The sequence below is a fragment of the Paenibacillus sp. JSM ZJ436 genome (assembly GCF_044383795.1).
Taxonomy (GTDB): Bacteria; Bacillota; Bacilli; order Paenibacillales; family Paenibacillaceae; genus Paenibacillus_AQ; species Paenibacillus_AQ algicola.
Map to the genome: position 1 here is coordinate 247249 of NZ_JBISEO010000006.1, position 17089 is coordinate 264337.

Here is a 17089-nt window from a genome sequence, read left to right on the forward strand (position 1 = left end):
TAAAAAAATGAAAAGCAATGACACGAAAACGACAGGTATGATATAATTTTCCTCGACATAAAACCTTCACAAATAAACATATTGACTTCCACGGCAGTTCTAATCAAGCCATGGGTACGGAAATGATGCTGTTCAATGCTTTGTGTAATCCGCGCTTGCTTGCTGTTTTGTAAGCGCTGTCCACTTGAAAGTAAGTCATTGCTATTATGATTTAACGATGAGGAGGATGCAACATGAATCACACGCACAAGGAAGTACTAGCTAGTGAGGTTACCCATTCCAATCTGAGTCACTATGAACAGGCTGTAGAGCGATTTTCGTGGAACGAAATTGAGAGCCATTTCACCTGGTATGATACCGGGAAGGTGAACATGGCTTATGAAGCCATAGACCGCCATGTAGCAGAAGGCCTTGGAGACAAAACCGCGCTCCTGTACAGCGATAGCACCAGAGAAGAAGCCGTCACCTTCGCACAGATGAAGGAGCAATCCGACAAGTTCGGCAATGTGCTGCGTAAATACGGCATTGGCAAGGGAGACCGCGTGTTTATTTTTATGCCGCGCAGTCCGGAGCTTTATGTTAGTCTGCTGGGTACGCTGAAGGTAGGAGCTGTGGTAGGTCCGCTGTTTGAGGCCTTCATGGAGACCGCTGTCAAGGACCGCCTGGAGGACAGTGGAGCGGTTGCGTTGATCACAACACCAGCCTTGCTGCCACGAGTCAAGCGGGAAGAGCTGCCGCTGCTCAAGCATCTGATTCTGGTGGGAGAGGACATTCCAGAGGGTGAAGGGCTGCTAAGCTATCAGAAGGAGATGGAGCAGGCCTCAACCGACCTCCAGATTGAATGGCTGGATCGGGAAGACGGCATGATTATGCATTATACCTCCGGCTCAACGGGCAAGCCGAAGGGAGTATATCACGTACAGAATGCTATGATTCAGCATTATTATACCGGCAAGGTAGTTCTGGATCTGCGGGAGGATGATGTGTACTGGTGCACCGCTGACCCTGGATGGGTTACAGGCACTTCCTACGGGATTTTTGCACCTTGGTTAAATGGGGTAACCAATGTGATCCGCGGCGGACGCTTCAGTCCCCAGGATTGGTACAACACCCTGGCCAAGAACAAGGTAACGGTCTGGTACAGTGCACCGACGGCCTTCCGAATGCTGATGGGAGCCGGCTCAGATATGATCAGCGAATATGACCTGAGTCATCTGCGCCATGTTTTGTCGGTGGGAGAGCCGCTCAATCCGGAGGTTGTCCGGTGGGGACATAAGGCGTACGGACAGCGGATTCACGATACCTGGTGGATGACCGAGACCGGAGGACAGCTCATTTGCAATTATCCGGGGATGGCCATTAAGCCTGGCTCTATGGGACGTCCGATTCCAGGTGTTAAAGCTGCGATACTGGATGATCAGGGCCGGGAGGTTCCGCCGAACACGATGGGCAATCTGGCCATTCAGACTCCTTGGCCATCTATGATGAGGCAGATCTGGAACAATCCGGCGAAGTATGAGGAGTATTTCCGAATCCCGGGTTGGTACATTTCCGGAGATTCGGCGTATATGGATGAAGAGGGCTACTTCTGGTTTCAAGGCCGGATTGATGATGTTATTAACTCGTCTGGAGAACGCATTGGTCCCTTTGAAGTGGAGAGCAAGCTGGTAGAGCACCCGGCGGTGGCCGAGGCCGGCGTCATCGGGAAGCCGGATGTGACCCGGGGCGAAATTATTAAGGCGTTCATTTCGCTGCGCGAAGGCTATGAGCCATCCCAGGAGCTCAAGGATGACATTTACCGCTTCGTCAAGGAAGGGCTGTCGGCACATGCTGCACCGAGGGAGATCGAATTCAAGGATAAGCTGCCTAAGACCCGTTCCGGCAAGATTATGCGGCGGGTATTGAAGGCATGGGAGCTGGATCTCCCGACCGGCGATCTGTCCACGATCGAAGATTAATGTACAGACTGGCAAGAGAGTAGTAATACTATAACAGGCATGGCAGTGCTCGGGAGGGTGATCCCGGTGCTGAAGAAAGCGCGAATAGACCAAAATAAAGACATGGCGGTGCTGGGCTAACCTCCCAGACTCTACCATGTCTTTATGTTATTGCTTCATAATTTCACTCGAGGGAGTTGCCTCATTAAGGCTTCTCGAACTTAACTGTCGCAGAAGCTGAGGATTCTCCCTGTTCATTGATGGCGGTCACCCGGAAGGTACCGTTGATCGGTTCATCGACACGCAGTGTAAATTCCGTGCCTTGGCTTGAGCCAATCATCTGGAAGACGCCATTGCTATTCGGGCTGAAATATACCTGATAACGCTGCACCTGTTCATCAGCCGGGTTCGCCGCCCAGGTGGCTCTGAAGCCGTTAGACGTCGCTTGAACGGACAGTTTTCTTGGCTCAGAAGGTATCGAGGAAGGGCCCTGAGGCTCCTGAGGACCCTCAGGCTCCTCGGTCACGCCATCCTCCGGAGCGCTGTTATCATCGTCTGGATTCTGAGGCTGCTGCGGCGGATCCGGAGTGACCGGTTCCGGAGGCGGTGGTGTGTACGATGGACCGACGGCATCACTTGGAACCGACGATCTGCCTGCTACATCCACTGCAACAACATAGTACTGAACGTTCGAGCCGGAAGAGGACACGATATAATTCGGTCCGTCACTAGACACAACCTGACCGGTCTGTAGAAAGGCACCTCCGTTAGTAGAACGGTACAGCCGATACCCGACTACGTCCGGTGATCCGCTTGGTGTAAAGCTAATCACAGCCTGGCCGTTGCTTGTAGAATATCGAGCATTCTTCGCCGGAGTTGGCGCGCTGCCGTCATCTACCCGAGGATCCACCTTGGTCGGCATATCCTTGCTTGCATCTTTAGGAATGTAATAGGATAACGGCGGATGATCGCCAGTCATGACCTCTAAGGCGTTCTCCAGCTCCAGGATCAGCTCGCTGATCGGCTTCTCGCGCCGGATGACGGTACGGGTGCTAAGGAAATCGTCAGGTGTTCCTTCTCTGGCGATATAATTGGCGCCCCGGTAGGTGATGAATTTAGCTTGCTCCACAGCATCATCCTGCTCTTTCGGCACAAACTTGGCATTGAACAGATCCGTGACATAGCGGTCGGTCAGAGCGGAAGGAAGCTTGCCGCTGTAGTAAGACACGGTCTGGGTAACAATGCCCTCCGGCTGCTTGAATTCCTTATTCTCAAACAGCTTCGGCTTAAGGTTGATGCTCTCATTCATAATTTGGGACCATATATTTTGAGCATGAGTTCGCTGCGGGCGGTCCAGTGTATTCACCTGCAGATCATAGCCAACCCATACGCCGACTGTAATGTCGGGAGAGAAGCCAACGAACCAGCTGTCGGCATAGTTTTGGCTAGAGCCCGTTTTGCCGGCAATGGGAATACTGTTAAAATGCTTGTAGTTTTTAAGAACTGTACTGCCGGACCCTTCAGTAATGACCGTTCGCATCATATCTGTCATAAGATAGGCGGTCTGCTCTGAATATACCTTCACGGGCTTCACTTCGTGCTGATATACAATATTGCCGCGGGAATCCAGGATCTTGCTGATCATGTAGGCATCGTTGAATTTGCCCTGATTGCCGATCGAGCTGTAGGCATTCGTCAGTTCTTCTACCGTTACACCATACTGCAGCCCGCCGAGTACTCCGGTAGCCGCGGCGTTATCTTTGTCAGTCAGTGTCGTAATACCGAGCTTTTTCGCAAAGTCCCACGCCTTATCAATTCCAATGGCTTCATTAAAAAGCTTCAGCGCCACAGTATTGGTGGAGTCGTTGAGGGCTTCGCGTGCAGTCATTAGTCCTCTATATTCATCATATACGTTCATCGGAATATGAAAGCCCTTGCTGCCATCCTTCAGGATAATCGGAGAGTCATCCACTGTGCTGGCGGGCTGGACTTGACCGGATTCCAGAGCCGGCAAATACGCCGCAATCGGCTTCATGGCGGAGCCGGGCTGCCGCCGCATTTGTGTGGCCAGATTCGTCTGCTCCGATTGAAAATCACGGCCTTCAATCATGCTGAGGATGGCGCCCGTATCATTGTCGATAACCATAGCCGCAGTCAACTCCTGACCCTTCTCCTCATCGTCGGGATAGAAGTTGTCATCGTTATCTGCGATCTTCCGCAGGGCTCCGTACAGGGTGCGGTCAATGGTCGTATAGACACGGTAGCCGCCCGTGCTGAGCTGCTCCCGAGCTTCATCCATCATCTGATTCAGCTGATCTGAGCTGACCTGGCTGAGATCGACATCCGGGTAATTCATGCTCATGATGACATCGGATGCCTTGCGCTCAACCTCCATCATCAGATAAGGATAAGTGACATAAGCCTTCTGCAGCCGGGGAGCAAGCGAGGCTTTAATATCAAACTGCTGCGCTTCCTCGTATTGCTGCGCTGTAATGGCGCCCTCCTCCAGCATGCGCTCCAGCACCAGCCCCTGACGCTTCAGGGCGCGGTTAAAGGCGTCCTCGTTAAACTGCCCGGTTCCATCGAAAGCGGAATAGGCGGACGGGAGCTGGGGCAGGCCCGCCAAATAGGCAGCCTGAGCGATATTCAGCTTGCTGAGATCATTCATGTTAAAAATCCCTTTTGCTGCAGCCTTGATTCCGAACACATTATAGCCGTTCGAGCCGTTGCCGTACGGAACCTTGTTCAAATAAGCCGTAATAATCTCGTTCTTGGTCATATACCGCTCCAGGCGCAAGGCAAGTAAAATTTCCTTAACCTTCCGGTTAGCGGTGCGGTCCCGGCTCAAGAATACCTGTCTGGCCAGCTGCTGCGTGAGCGTGCTGCCTCCGGTCTGCACCGGCTCATTCAGCAGGCGCTGCTTTACCGCGCGGGTCGTACCTTTCAGGTCTACGCCTTCATGGGTGAAGAAGCGGTTGTCTTCTATAGCTACTACGGCATCAATCACAATTTGCGGTATTTCTTCAAACTCCACCAGCCGGCGGTCTTCTTCAGTCCGAAGCTGGCCGATGGGTGAGCCGTCTCCAAAATAAGCGAAGCCGGTGATGGCGTTGAGTCCCATTTGCTGCTCAATCAGGTCCCGGGATCTGACAGGATCATCCTTGACAATGGAGGTTACGTAGCCGAACACAGCCCCTCCCGCAAACAGCATGCCCATGAGACCTACGACAAAAAGCCAGCCGATCACGCTCCCGATTCTGCGTCCAATGGATCGTTTGGGAGGACGATCTTTCTCAGGCTTCTGTTTTTTCTCCTCAACCATGAATGTTTACTCCTCCTTTTAACGCACCTATTATAGCATAAATTGCAGGATTTGAATCATGCAGGCCGGAACCTGTCGATTTGGTCATGAAAAGTTTGACTTGCATTGACGGCTTATGCTATAAATATGGCTAAGTTCATATCAATAAAAGCTTCGAAGGACCCCAGTAGAAGGGCGAATGAGGTCTCCCAGAGATCCGGTGGTTGGTGCGAACCGGAAGAATCGTCCCCTTTGAATTACTGTCCAGAGCTGTCCGGAGGAACGTGATCCACTTTAGGGTGTCACCAGTAGTCCGGTACCGGGTATTGTATTCCGTTATGTTAATGAAGTGAAAGCCCCTGCCTCATGCGGCGCGGGTTTTAATTAGGGTGGTAACGCGAGTGCTCCTTCTCGTCCCTTGGGATGAGAAGGAGCTTTTTTGCGTCTAAATACAGGAAGGATGTGCACGAAGTGGCTATGAAATGGGAAGAGCTAACGGAGGTTCAGCGGCTGGAGGTAGAGCGTCAGCTGGATGTCATCGCAAGGGGAGCCGTTGAAATTGTCCCTGAGGAGGATATGAAACAAAAGGTGATGAGATCCGTCGTCAACAATGAGCCGCTGCGGATCAAGCTGGGTATGGATCCATCGGCGCCGGATTTGCATCTTGGACATACGGTCGTTCTGCAGAAGCTGCGCCAGTTCCAGGAGCTGGGGCATGAGGTTCAGCTGATCATCGGTGATTTTACCGGCCGGATCGGTGACCCTACCGGTAAATCGGAAACCCGGAAGCAGCTGACGGAGGAGGATGTGATCCGGAACGCCGAGACGTATCAGAAGCAGATCTACAAGGTGCTGCTGCCGGAGCTTACCAAGGTATTCTTTAACTCTCACTGGCTGGGACGCATGTCGTTTGGGGATGTCGTTGAGCTATCCTCCAAGGTCACGGTTGCGCGGATGCTGGAGCGGGATGATTTTGAGAAAAGATATCATAGTGGACAGCCGATCAGCATTCATGAATTTTTCTACCCGCTTATGCAGGGCATGGATTCGGTAGAGCTGAAAAGTGATGTAGAGCTTGGCGGCACGGACCAAAAATTCAATCTGCTGATGGGCAGAACGCTGCAGAAGGAGTATGGCGTGGAGCAGCAGGCGATTCTGACGCTTCCGCTGATTGAAGGGCTGGACGGCGTTCAGAAGATGAGCAAGAGCCTGGGCAACTACATCGGTATTGATGAAGAGCCTAATGAAATGTATGGCAAATCCATGTCGATTCCGGATGAACTGATGCTGAAATACTATAGTCTGGCGACAGATATCAGCAATGAAGAGCTGACCGCATTGACTGAAGGATTGGAGAAGGGAACTGTGCATCCGAGAGATGCGAAGATGCAGCTTGGACACACCTTTGTACGGATGTACCATGGTCAGGATGCGGCACATGCTGCGCAGCAGCATTTCGTGACCGTGTTCCAGCAGCGCGCCCTGCCGGAGGACATCGAGGAGTTTGCGATTCCGTCCGAGGAACTCGTGGACGGAGAAATTCGGCTAATCCGGCTGCTGACCTTAGTAGGGTTTGCAGCATCGAATGGAGAAGCCAAGCGCAGCATTCAGCAAGGCGCAGTCAAATGGAACGAAGAGAAGCAAAGTGACTTTAACGGAAGCATCAAGCCTGCAGATGGAGATATTCTTCAAGTGGGTAAGCGCAAATTTGCGAAGCTAAAGCTTTCTTAATACAGAAAGAGACAGAAAGATAGAAAGACAGAGCAGCAGGCCGGCAGACGAAGCTGAACATCACCTTCAATCTGCCGGCCTTTCTGCATACAGCGCGAGGCATATGTCATAAAAAAAATCCCCGGTGTTTCCACCTGGGGATTCTTATATTAGCGGTTGTAGAATTCGACGATTTGCTTCTCATCGATGTCCTGGGACAGCTCGGAGCGCTCTGGCAGACGGATGTACTTGCCTTCCATTGCGTTCTCATCAAACTCCAGGTAAGCTGGCAGATGCACACGGTTAGCCATTGCATCCTTGATTGCGGACAAGCCGCGGCTTTTCTCACGAAGGCCGATCACGTCGCCAGTGGAAACGGAGTAGGAAGCGATGTCCACTTTCTTGCCGTTTACAGTAACATGACCATGAGCAACCAGCTGACGAGCACCTGCACGGGAATTGCTCAGACCCAAACGGTATACGAGGTTGTCCAGACGGCTCTCGAGCAGGAACATGAAGTTCTCACCGGCAATACCTTTCATGTGCTGTGCTTTGTCAAACAGCGTGCGGAATTGCTTCTCGCCCAAGCCGTACATGTGACGAAGCTTTTGCTTTTCTTGAAGCTGCATACCGTAGTTGCTCATCTTTCTCCGTTGGTTAGGACCATGCTGACCCGGAGGGAAAGGACGCTTCAATTCTTTGCCAGTACCGCTGAGGGAAATACCCACGCGACGGCTCAATTTAAATTTAGGACCGGTGTAACGTGCCATGTAATATAGACTCCTTTGTAATTAGGTTTCATTTAGGGCTCTATTTGCGCCGTATTTGTTCATCGCTGTCTATATTGACAGATCTGACAGGAAAGTTCAGCCGCTGTCCCGTCAGCAACAAATTCGTGAGGGTGACACAATCATCCGCCCAAATTCAAATGAATGCATTGCATTCTTTTTCAACAATAAATATTATATGAAATAGGGGTGTAAAGTCAAGAATAACGTAACCCGGAACTTTGTCTAATTTTGTCGATAGGACTACAGACCTAAAAAACATGAATGAAATAACTAAAATGTAATGCAATACTAGGTAAAAAAGAGTAATATAATATTGTTATACGAGAACTTTGTTCAAATAATCAAATTACATAAGAAGGCGCCTGTATTGCTTGCTTATCGCTACGAACTGGGAATGAATGGATAGGCATGCAGGGGTGATTGCACGTTTTATTTCATGAAGCACATGTGGGTCTTTAGGCAGACCTTATAATGGTGCAAAGGAGCGCCCGATATGTCAGAAGAACAACGGAAGGCATCTTCAGCCTCCTGCGGGACGACTGCTCAGCCAGACGGCGCAGCATCCTGCGGGCTGATCAGCAGAAGTGCCGGAACCAGGCATCACGATCTGGATATTACGATCTATGACCAGCCGTATCTTCAACCGATTATGGAGGAGAGCTTTCTGGAATGGAAGAGCGAAGCCTCCAGCCTGCTGTCGCAAATCGGTGGAGAATGGGCAGTGCTGAATTCCGAGGGCGTCTGGCTTGCGGGGGACGCTGCCTTGCAGGACTATTTCCTGGCCGGCGATGACGAGACTCTGCAGAGAGTGCTGCTTACCGGGCAGCCGGCGGCGGCGGTTAGTGACGCCGTGATGGGCGGCAGAACGGTATGTGCTGTTCCGCTGCAGTCCAGGACACGGGGCGAGCTGTTCGGAGCCCTGGTGAGAGTGTCGCTGGAGGACAAGCTGGATGAGCGCGTCCTGGTGCTCACGGAGGCGGCTGGACTCCTTTTGCGTTCCTGTTTTTACCGGGGATTTCAATCCATCTTTGTCAACGATTTGGAGAAGGTATACGTTCAGGCCGCAAAGGAGGCCCGCCAACGCTCCATTTTGTTTCAATATATCAAGAGGATGCATTCACGCATCGATGTGGACAAGGTGCTGACAGAGGTGATGGAGAGCATTCTCGGTCTTTATCCGGAGGTAGGTCTGGAGCTGTTTATGTCTCAAGACCACGAGAGCAACCATCCATTAGTGAAGCCGCTGCTGCTGCATCACTGGCAGGAAGAGATTTATGTAAGAACCTTTATGGAAGGCACCGTCACAACGCTGCACCGGGGCTCAGGGAAAGAAGCCCGCTTAGAGATCGGTGTTCCGGTCGGCGGGAAGCAGGGGGTTTACGGTGTACTTCATTTGAAGGCGACGGGGCCGCTTATGGAGGAGCTGGATGTAGAACTGCTGGAAATGATGGCGGATGCCGCGGGCACGGCTTTTGAGAACGCCAAGCTGTATGAGCAGTCCAACGTTATGATACACGAGCTGCGGATGATTAACGAGCTGACCCAGCGGCTTAGCAAAAGCCTGCACCTGGCCGATATTTACCAGTTTGCCAATCAGGAGCTGCGAAAGATTCTGGGTGCGCACTATTGCTGCATTCTCGTGATGAATGAGGAACTGGGCGCACTGGAGGTGGCCTCCTGTAATGCCCCATGGCTGGCCAAGGAAGTGTTCCCGAAGGAATACGGCATCGGCGGGCATGTCTACCAGAGTAAGGAGCCGTTCATTCTGGCGGATTATGCGGCGGAGCGTCCGGCGGAGTCGAAGCTGATGGAGACGACCGGGTCCAGCTCCATGATCGCAACCCCGTTAATGGTCAACGGGGGGATCCGCGGGGTCATCCTGATGTCGCACCGGAAGAAGCACTATTTCTCATACGATAACTACCGGCTGCTCCAAACGCTCTCCAGCCATATCGGTCTGGCTGTAGGAAACGCCTCGCTGCATGCCGAGGTACGGAGGATGGCGAACCGGGATATGCTGACTGAGCTGTATGCTCGCCATTATCTGGATGAAGCCATCCAGAAATGCCAAAGCCGCGATTTCTGCGGGTCCCTGATTCTGGTGGATATTGACCATTTCAAGCGGGTGAATGACACCTTCGGCCATCAGAAGGGCGATAAGATTCTCAAGCAGGTCAGCAATGTCATTAAATCCTCGATTCGCCAAAGCGATATAGCTGCCAGATGGGGCGGCGAAGAGCTGGCGGTGTACCTCCCAGGTCTGGGCATTGACCAGGCGTTTCAAGTGGGGGAACGTATCCGCCAGCGCGTGGAGCAGGAAACGGATCCTTTGGTGACGGTATCCTGCGGGATTTCGGAGTGGAACTGGACACAGGAGCGGATCAGTGTAGAATCCCTCTTTTACCGGGCTGACATGGCGCTGTATCAAGCCAAGAATAGCGGCCGAAACCAGATTATGATCGAAGAGACCGAATCGTCCGGAGATTAATGAATCTTAATCGGGAGGGGGCTGTCCCCAAGTAGATCATTCTATTTGAAGTAGACTCGATCATATGAAAAGAACGTGTACAAAGAGAAATAACCAGCCAAGGAGGTTACACTTGGCTGGTTATTTCTCTTTGTTGACTTCATGCCGCCTGCTCTGGCAGGTTAGGGCCTGGAGCGGCTGCACGATGAATTGCATAAAGAAGGAAGAGGCAACACAGCCTATGAATCATACATCATCTTGAAAAAGGACTGATTCATGATGAAGATTCACCGTGTCGGCCTCTTGATTAGCCTGCTTCTGTTTCTAGGCAGCAGCCTGAGTATGCAGGGCTGTACCCCTCAAGGCTCTGACCCGGAGGGGCTGCTGCAAACGACGCTGGCGGGCTTGGCGGGCCTAGAGCAGCTTCACTTTAAAGGTCGGAGCGCCGTTCAGAACCTGGATACCGGTATGTACAGCGCTGAGCTTCATTATACGGGAGAGCTGAGGAGCCATACGCTGCTCAGTATGACGGTAAATAAGGGACGCGACAAGAAACGGCCTCCGCGTTTTGCGCAGTCAGGCGATCCCGCAGACGGGTTTCAGGCCAAGATGGAGTACAAAAGCGGCACGTGGAAGGCGCTGCAGGAAGGATATGCTGACAGCACATGGCTGAGTGGCTACAACCCGCTGCAGGAGCTGAGCTTGATCGGCAGCGCCGACAAGCATGTGTCTGAGGAGTTGGGAGCGGCGCGAGGGACGCGGGTGCTGCGGGTAGAATTGGACCCCCAAGCAGCATATACCCGCTGCCGAGAGCTCTTGCAGCAGCAGATGGAGCAGTTGAAGTATGAGCTGCAAGAGCCTGCCGGTGAGCTGTATACCGGGGACGAGGCTGGCCGGAAGAAGCTGCTGGGCATCTGGGAGAAGGAGCGCCGGATGCTGGAGGCGCTGCTGGACCAAAGCACAGTAAATTCGGTTTACTATGTGACGGTGCGAAATTCGACGGGACTGCCCGTCAAGCTCCTGTCGGAGCGGCGAGTGACCTATCAGGATCAGGCAGGACGGAAACATGATGAAATGCTGAGGTCTGAGGTGAGCTTCTCTTTTACAGCAGTCCGCTAAATATATTTCAGGCAAGCGGCTGACGGAGCAGAAGGAACGTGATACAATAACAAAATGATTGAACATTGTTCAATATAATTTGAACAAGACGATGCGTAGCTACTTACACCTTAGGAGGAATCAAGCATGCGTGATCCAAGAATTCAGAAACTAGCAGAAAATCTGGTGGGCTATTCGGTCGATATGCAGCCCGGGGAAAATGTACTGATCGAGATGATTGGCTCGGAGCGGGATCTGCTCAATGCGATTGTCGAAGAGGTAGGCCGCAAAGGAGGACGTCCTTTCGTACAGCTGACAGACAAAACGGTACAGCGGGCTATGCTGAAGCATGCCACCAAGGAGCAGCTGTCGATCTGGTCCGAGCTTGACCTTGCCCGGATGAAGCAGATGGACTGCTATATCGGGATCCGTGCCGGCGAGAATGTCAACGACCTTGCGGATGTGCCGGAGCAGAATATGAAGCTCTATAACTCCATTTACTCCCACCCCGTACATAGCGAAGAGCGTGTCAAGCGGACGAAGTGGGTGGTGCTGCGCTATCCGAACGCGAGCATGGCTCAGCTTGCCAATACAAGTACGGAAGCGTTTGAGGACTTTTACTTTGATGTGTGCAACCTGGACTATTCCAAAATGGACCGTGCCCAGGACCCGCTCGCTGAGCTTATGCGCCGGACGGACAAGGTGCGTATTACCGGACCGGGAACAGATATTTCCTTCTCGATCAAAAATATCGGTGCAGAGAAATGCTCCGGCCAGAAGAACATTCCGGACGGCGAGGTGTACACATCTCCGGTTCGTGATTCCGTGAATGGAACGATTGCATACAATACGCCAACGCTGTATAACGGAGTCACCTTTGAGAATATCACCTTCCGTTTTGAGCAAGGGAAGATTGTAGAGGCTACCGGCAACGATACGGCGCGCTTGAACGAGATTCTGGACAGCGATGAAGGCGCACGCTATATCGGGGAGTTCGCGATCGGCTTTAACCCATATATTTTGCATCCGATGAAGGATATTTTGTTTGATGAAAAAATTGCCGGCAGCCTGCACTTCACGCCAGGTCAAGCCTACGAGGTGACCGATAACGGCAACCGCTCGTCCATCCACTGGGATCTGGTGCTGATCCAGCGTCCGGAGTACGGCGGCGGAGAAATTTACTTTGACGATGTCTTGATCCGGAAGGACGGCTTGTTTGTAATTCCGGAGCTGGAGAGCTTGAATCCCGAAAATCTAAAATAGCATAAAATGGGTTGCAAAAGAAAACGGATTCAATGTATCATGAAGAAGCAATAAATCCATTGATTCCACCCTATAGATATGGAGGGATTCCTATGTCCAATAACAACAATGCAAGCGTTGTCGAAATTGCTCAAACAGCAGGTCAATTTTCTTCATCCATTGTTCTGCAGACCGAGAATAAGTACATTGACGTCAAGAGCATTTTGGGGTTATTTACGACATTGGTCAGTCACAAGAGCTACGAGCTTCATGTTCATGGCTCGGATGCCGAAGAAGCGAAGCAAGCAATGATTGATGTGTTTACCAAGCATGGGCTGAATGTTACCGTAGTGGCTGACTAAGCTCCGGCGAAGAGACATCCTTCCTGGATTCCAGGAGGGATGTTTTTTTGTGAAGTGTGCCTGTTCTGAAGGAACTGGTCCTTGTATTGTCAAGACTTTTCGTCTAATATTAGGGATAGTACCGAGCTGTGATTTTGACATAGGGGGGACAAATCATGACTTCATCGGATTTGCAGGAACAGCTGAATCTTAAAGCGATCAGTCTTCTTCATGAAGATGCGGATAAAATTCAAAAGCTCATTGAAGTGCAGATGGAGAATCTGGCAACCCGTTATTGCCCTCTCTATGAGGAAGTGCTGGATACCCAGATGTACGGATTCTCGAAAGAGGTTGATTTTGCGGTCAGAGCAGGCCTATTGCCGGAAGTAACAGGCAAGCAGCTGATCAGCAAGCTCGAGCGCAATCTGGCTCTTCTCTATGAAGCCTTGAATCAAGCTGAATAGCCTGTCCTCGTGACAGGCGATACATAGAAGCGCATGCTCGGGAAGGAGACCGGCATGCGTTTTTTTGCGCTTGATGGCAGGGCGGTGATCATATATTTTCCAGGTTGGATTTGCTTTTTAGGCCTGTTAGGATTTACAATAACGAATAATGAGGTGAAGGGGGATTTTGGCATGGCTGAACAGCTTCAACTGGATAATGGATTGATTCGGATATCAGATGACGTTGTCTCTAAAATCGCCGGGATGGCGGCTTTGGAAACACCGGGGATTGCTGCCATGTCGGGCGGCCTGTCCGAGGGCTGGGCCAAACGGCTGAGCGGCAAGAACGTGCAGAAGGGTGTAACGGTAGAAGTTGGCCAGCTTGAGGCGGCCATTGATCTGCGCATTATTGTCCTCTACGAGACACCGATCCATGAAGTGTGCCGGATGCTTCAGCAAAATGTTCGGGAAGCAGTTGAGAGTATGACGGGTCTGCGTGTGGTGGAAGTGAACGTCAAGGTGGAAGGCGTTGCCTTCAAGGACGATGAGATCGAGGATTATCCAGGGCGTACCAAGTAAATCACAACTGCAGAAATACCGCAACGAAGCAACGAAGAAAAGACTACCGGGAAGACCGGTAGTCTTTTTTGAGTACAGATTTGACATGTTCTTCCTTCGCGGGACGCGTGCTTTCCCTGGAAATGCTGAGTACAATGCCGATAGAAAGCATCATTACGAGCAGGGAGGAGCCGCCATAGCTGATGAACGGAAGCGTGACTCCCGTAATAGGAATGGTGTTGGTGACTCCGCCAATATTAACAAAGGCCTGAATCGCAATCAGTCCCATAATACCGATCCCCGTCAATGTCCCGAACGGGTCTGGACAGCGGAGGGAGACGATAATGCCTCTCCAGATGAAATACAGATACAAGAAGAGGAACAAGGCTGTCCCGATAAAACCGAACTCTTCCCCGATGACTGAAAAAATAAAATCGTTATACGGGTTAGGCAGGTAGTGCAGCTTCTGGACGCCTTCGCCGTAGCCGGCTCCCGTCACGCCGCCCTGGCCAATCGCAATCAGGGATTGCACCAGATTGTAGCCGATCCCGGATTGGTCCTGAAACGGATTCAGAAATGCTTCGATCCGGCCCACTTTGTAGTTGCCGTCCGCTTGGGACTGTCCGCCCGAGATGGCATTGATTAAAGAGCCAACCCCGATTGTCAGCGCAAGTCCCAGAGCAACCAGCGAAATACAGGCTGTAATATGCTTCAGGCTCGCGCCCCCGGCATAAATGATAAGTCCGCAGGTGGCGACCAGAATAAAAGTGGAGCCCAGATCCGGCTGCAGCATAATCAAGCCGGCCACAACCCCGACAATAATCAGTACGGGAAAAAAACCGCCCTTCCACTGCCGGATGCGCTCCCCCTTCTTGGTAATGAGAGCAGCTAAATATCCGATTGTCGCAATCTTGGCGAGCTCCGTAGGCTGGATCCCTAAATTTCCGAGATTAAACCAGCTGGATGCACCGTTTGTCGTGCGGCCGATCACGATGACCAGTATAAGCAGAATCAGCGTCAGAAAGAACATAGGAAAAAATAATATCCGATATTTCTTGTAAGAAATGTTCATGGCAATCAGCATGACGAAGGTGCCCAAAGCTGCAAATACAAGCTGGCGCTTTGTAAAATACAGGGCGTCATAGCTGAATCTTTCGCTAACGACAGCAAGGCTTGCGCTGGAGCTGAACACCATAATTAAACCGAATCCCACCAGCAGCAAGGTAAGGATCAACAGCTGAAAATCCGGCGTCCCTCTCTTTGGCTGCGGTTTGGGCGTAGTCATACAATAATCGCGTTACGCTTCCAGAAGCGTCTTGAGCTGCTGCAGCTTTCCGTTCGCGATGTTCAGCACGGCTGAAGGAGGTGCAGAATCATATTCCAGACCGTGCGGGAAGGTAGCCTTGCCCAGGTAAACGGCTTCAATTTGAAGCACGGTATCCGGCTTCTCCAGCTTGCCTTCGATCGCGCGCGTATTAATGCGGAGATAGTAGTCCGTTTCGTTCTTTCTGTCCTCAATTTTGAAATCATATGTAGCACGGTAGTATTCCCACTGCCAGCGGACAAAGCCGACTTTCTCTGCGCTCTCATCCATGTAGGCCAAATCACTCTTCAAGCCGTCGAGGCCCGTATCTTTGAAAATCATGGCGTCTGTAAACCCCCTTAATTAGTCCCTACAAAGGTCTTTAAATATGATAGTATGTTTCCGGCACTTGTGCAAGCCTGCCAGCCGCGCGAAAATGTCTTTCTTTCTGCCTAAAGAAAGGTCTGAATGTAACCAGGGGAGCCGTGAATCGACTTCAATTTAAAGTGCATGGCCTTCCCGGTTTCTGCTACAATGGTTAACAAAGAAAGATGCGGCCCCAGGGTTCAAGAACTTAAGGGCGGCAGCGTTAGGCAATTCCTCTATGCACAGCAAGGCGTTGAAGGCCTGAATCGCCGGACGAAAAAGCACACTTGGGGAAAGGGTGGTTGTCAATGATCAGAACTGAACAGGCTGAAGCGCTGTTTCCGCGGATGGTGGAATGGCGCCGATATTTACATAGGTTTCCCGAGGTATCCTATCAGGAGGAGAAAACGGCACAATTCGTAGCTTCTGTCTTGGAAGCGCTGGGCTATGAGCCCCGCACCGGGATGGGCGGACACGGTGTGATGGCTGTGCTGAAGGGGGGCAGGCCCGGCCGCACCGTCGTGCTGCGCGCGGACATGGACGCTCTTCCCATCCAGGATGAAAAGGAATGTCAATATAAATCCGCTGTGGAGGGGGTTATGCATGCCTGCGGCCATGATGGACATACGTCCATGCTGCTGGCGGCTGCAGCTTATTTTAAATCGATGGAGGACCAGGTTCGCGGAGAAATACGCTTTCTGTTCCAGCCGGCAGAAGAAGTATGCCCCGGCGGTGCGCTGGGCATGATCGAGGCCGGTGCACTAAAGGGAGCCGATGTGATTTATGGCCTGCACTTGTGGACTCCGCTGCCGGTCGGCATGGCCTCAAGCGCCGCAGGTCCGCTTATGGCCGCTGCGGATGAATTCTTCATTGATATGGTGGGCCGGGGCGGCCACGGAGGGATGCCGCATGTGACTGCAGATGCCGTGCTGGCCGGGGCAATGCTCGTCACCCAGCTGCAGAGCATTGTGAGCCGGTCCGTGGACCCCTTGCAGCCTGCGGTCGTGACGATAGGCACCATTCAGGGCGGCTCGGCGCAAAATGTTGTCGCTGACCGCTGCCGGATTACAGGGACAGTGCGGACCTTTGATGAGGAGACACGCCTGCTTATTCGAAGCCGTATTGAGAGAATTGCCCATGCTGTTGCTGACAGCAGCGATACAACCGCAGTTATTGACTACCTCATCGGGTACCCGGCAGTTATTAATGATGAGCTGGAAACCCAGCGCTTCTTCAAGACTGCTCCTCAGGTGTTTGGGGGAGAGCAGGTGCTGCTGACACCGCCGATAATGCCGGCGGAGGATTTCGCTTATTATTTGCAGCAGATTCCAGGCTGCTTTATGTTTGTCGGTGCAGGCAATGAAGCGAAAGGAGCGGTCTATCCGCATCATCATCCAAGGTTTGATTTTGATGAGGACGCCATGCTTCTGGGCCTGAAGCTGCTCATCCAGATGACAGAAGCCTATCAGGATGAACATGAAGGAACCGAAGGCAGCGCCAATTAAGTATGCATGAAAGCGTGGAGATCAGGC

Annotated in this window: 13 protein-coding genes and 1 other annotated feature; of the genes, 9 read left to right on the forward strand and 4 right to left on the reverse strand. The window is 51.9% G+C overall.

Features of this window, described 5'->3' with window-relative positions; translation table 11 throughout:
• Positions 1-233: 233 nt before the first annotated feature.
• Positions 234-1958: an acetate--CoA ligase gene (gene acsA, locus ACH6EH_RS10670; protein WP_397332292.1), complete on the forward strand. Its 1725-nt coding sequence runs from the start codon at positions 234-236 to the stop codon at positions 1956-1958.
• Positions 1959-2142: 184 nt separating this feature from the next.
• Here acsA and ACH6EH_RS10675 read toward each other — a convergent pair whose 3' ends face one another.
• Positions 2143-5259 carry a transglycosylase domain-containing protein gene (locus ACH6EH_RS10675; RefSeq protein WP_397332293.1) on the reverse strand — a complete coding sequence of 1039 codons (3117 nt, stop codon included), beginning with the start codon at positions 5257-5259 and terminating at the stop codon, positions 2143-2145.
• A 144-nt stretch (positions 5260-5403) separates the two neighbouring features.
• Positions 5404-5660 (forward strand) — a binding site (T-box leader).
• 55 nt (positions 5661-5715) lie between these two features.
• On the opposite strand from ACH6EH_RS10675, the gene tyrS reads away from it, so the two are divergent.
• Positions 5716-6969, forward strand: coding sequence for a tyrosine--tRNA ligase (tyrS, locus tag ACH6EH_RS10680; protein WP_397332330.1), 1254 nt, complete (start codon positions 5716-5718; stop codon positions 6967-6969).
• Between the two features lie 149 nt (positions 6970-7118).
• Here the strand turns inward: tyrS and rpsD are convergent, their stop codons facing one another.
• Positions 7119-7718: a 30S ribosomal protein S4 gene (gene rpsD, locus ACH6EH_RS10685; RefSeq protein WP_138225386.1), complete on the reverse strand. Its 600-nt coding sequence runs from the start codon at positions 7716-7718 to the stop codon at positions 7119-7121.
• A gap of 514 nt (positions 7719-8232) precedes the next feature.
• On the opposite strand from rpsD, the gene ACH6EH_RS10690 reads away from it, so the two are divergent.
• The 6 genes from ACH6EH_RS10690 to ACH6EH_RS10715 all read left to right on the forward strand — a co-directional run bounded on the left by ACH6EH_RS10690 (position 8233) and on the right by ACH6EH_RS10715 (position 13909).
• Positions 8233-10227 (forward strand): sensor domain-containing diguanylate cyclase, encoded by a 1995-nt coding sequence (locus tag ACH6EH_RS10690; RefSeq protein ID WP_397332294.1) that lies wholly within the window; start codon positions 8233-8235, stop codon positions 10225-10227.
• Between the two features lie 255 nt (positions 10228-10482).
• A complete protein-coding gene (locus ACH6EH_RS10695; RefSeq protein WP_397332295.1) occupies positions 10483-11325 on the forward strand; it encodes a DUF4795 domain-containing protein in 843 nt (280 codons plus the stop codon).
• Positions 11326-11451: 126 nt separating this feature from the next.
• Positions 11452-12567 (forward strand): aminopeptidase, encoded by a 1116-nt coding sequence (locus tag ACH6EH_RS10700; protein ID WP_397332296.1) that lies wholly within the window; start codon positions 11452-11454, stop codon positions 12565-12567.
• A 92-nt stretch (positions 12568-12659) separates the two neighbouring features.
• Positions 12660-12908 carry an HPr family phosphocarrier protein gene (locus ACH6EH_RS10705; RefSeq protein ID WP_138225390.1) on the forward strand — a complete coding sequence of 83 codons (249 nt, stop codon included), beginning with the start codon at positions 12660-12662 and terminating at the stop codon, positions 12906-12908.
• Positions 12909-13063: 155 nt separating this feature from the next.
• Entirely contained in the window at positions 13064-13351 is a 288-nt protein-coding gene (locus tag ACH6EH_RS10710; protein ID WP_138225391.1) for an Fpa/YlaN family protein, read from the forward strand.
• Positions 13352-13522: 171 nt separating this feature from the next.
• Positions 13523-13909 carry an Asp23/Gls24 family envelope stress response protein gene (locus ACH6EH_RS10715; RefSeq protein ID WP_397332297.1) on the forward strand — a complete coding sequence of 129 codons (387 nt, stop codon included), beginning with the start codon at positions 13523-13525 and terminating at the stop codon, positions 13907-13909.
• Between the two features lie 43 nt (positions 13910-13952).
• Here the strand turns inward: ACH6EH_RS10715 and ftsW are convergent, their stop codons facing one another.
• Positions 13953-15173, reverse strand: a complete 1221-nt coding sequence (ftsW, locus tag ACH6EH_RS10720; RefSeq protein ID WP_397332298.1) for a putative lipid II flippase FtsW — start codon at positions 15171-15173, stop codon at positions 13953-13955.
• A 12-nt stretch (positions 15174-15185) separates the two neighbouring features.
• Positions 15186-15533, reverse strand: coding sequence for a YugN family protein (locus tag ACH6EH_RS10725; RefSeq protein WP_397332299.1), 348 nt, complete (start codon positions 15531-15533; stop codon positions 15186-15188).
• Positions 15534-15865: 332 nt separating this feature from the next.
• On the opposite strand from ACH6EH_RS10725, the gene ACH6EH_RS10730 reads away from it, so the two are divergent.
• Positions 15866-17062, forward strand: a complete 1197-nt coding sequence (locus tag ACH6EH_RS10730) for a M20 family metallopeptidase (RefSeq protein ID WP_397332300.1) — start codon at positions 15866-15868, stop codon at positions 17060-17062.
• Positions 17063-17089 lie beyond the last annotated feature (27 nt).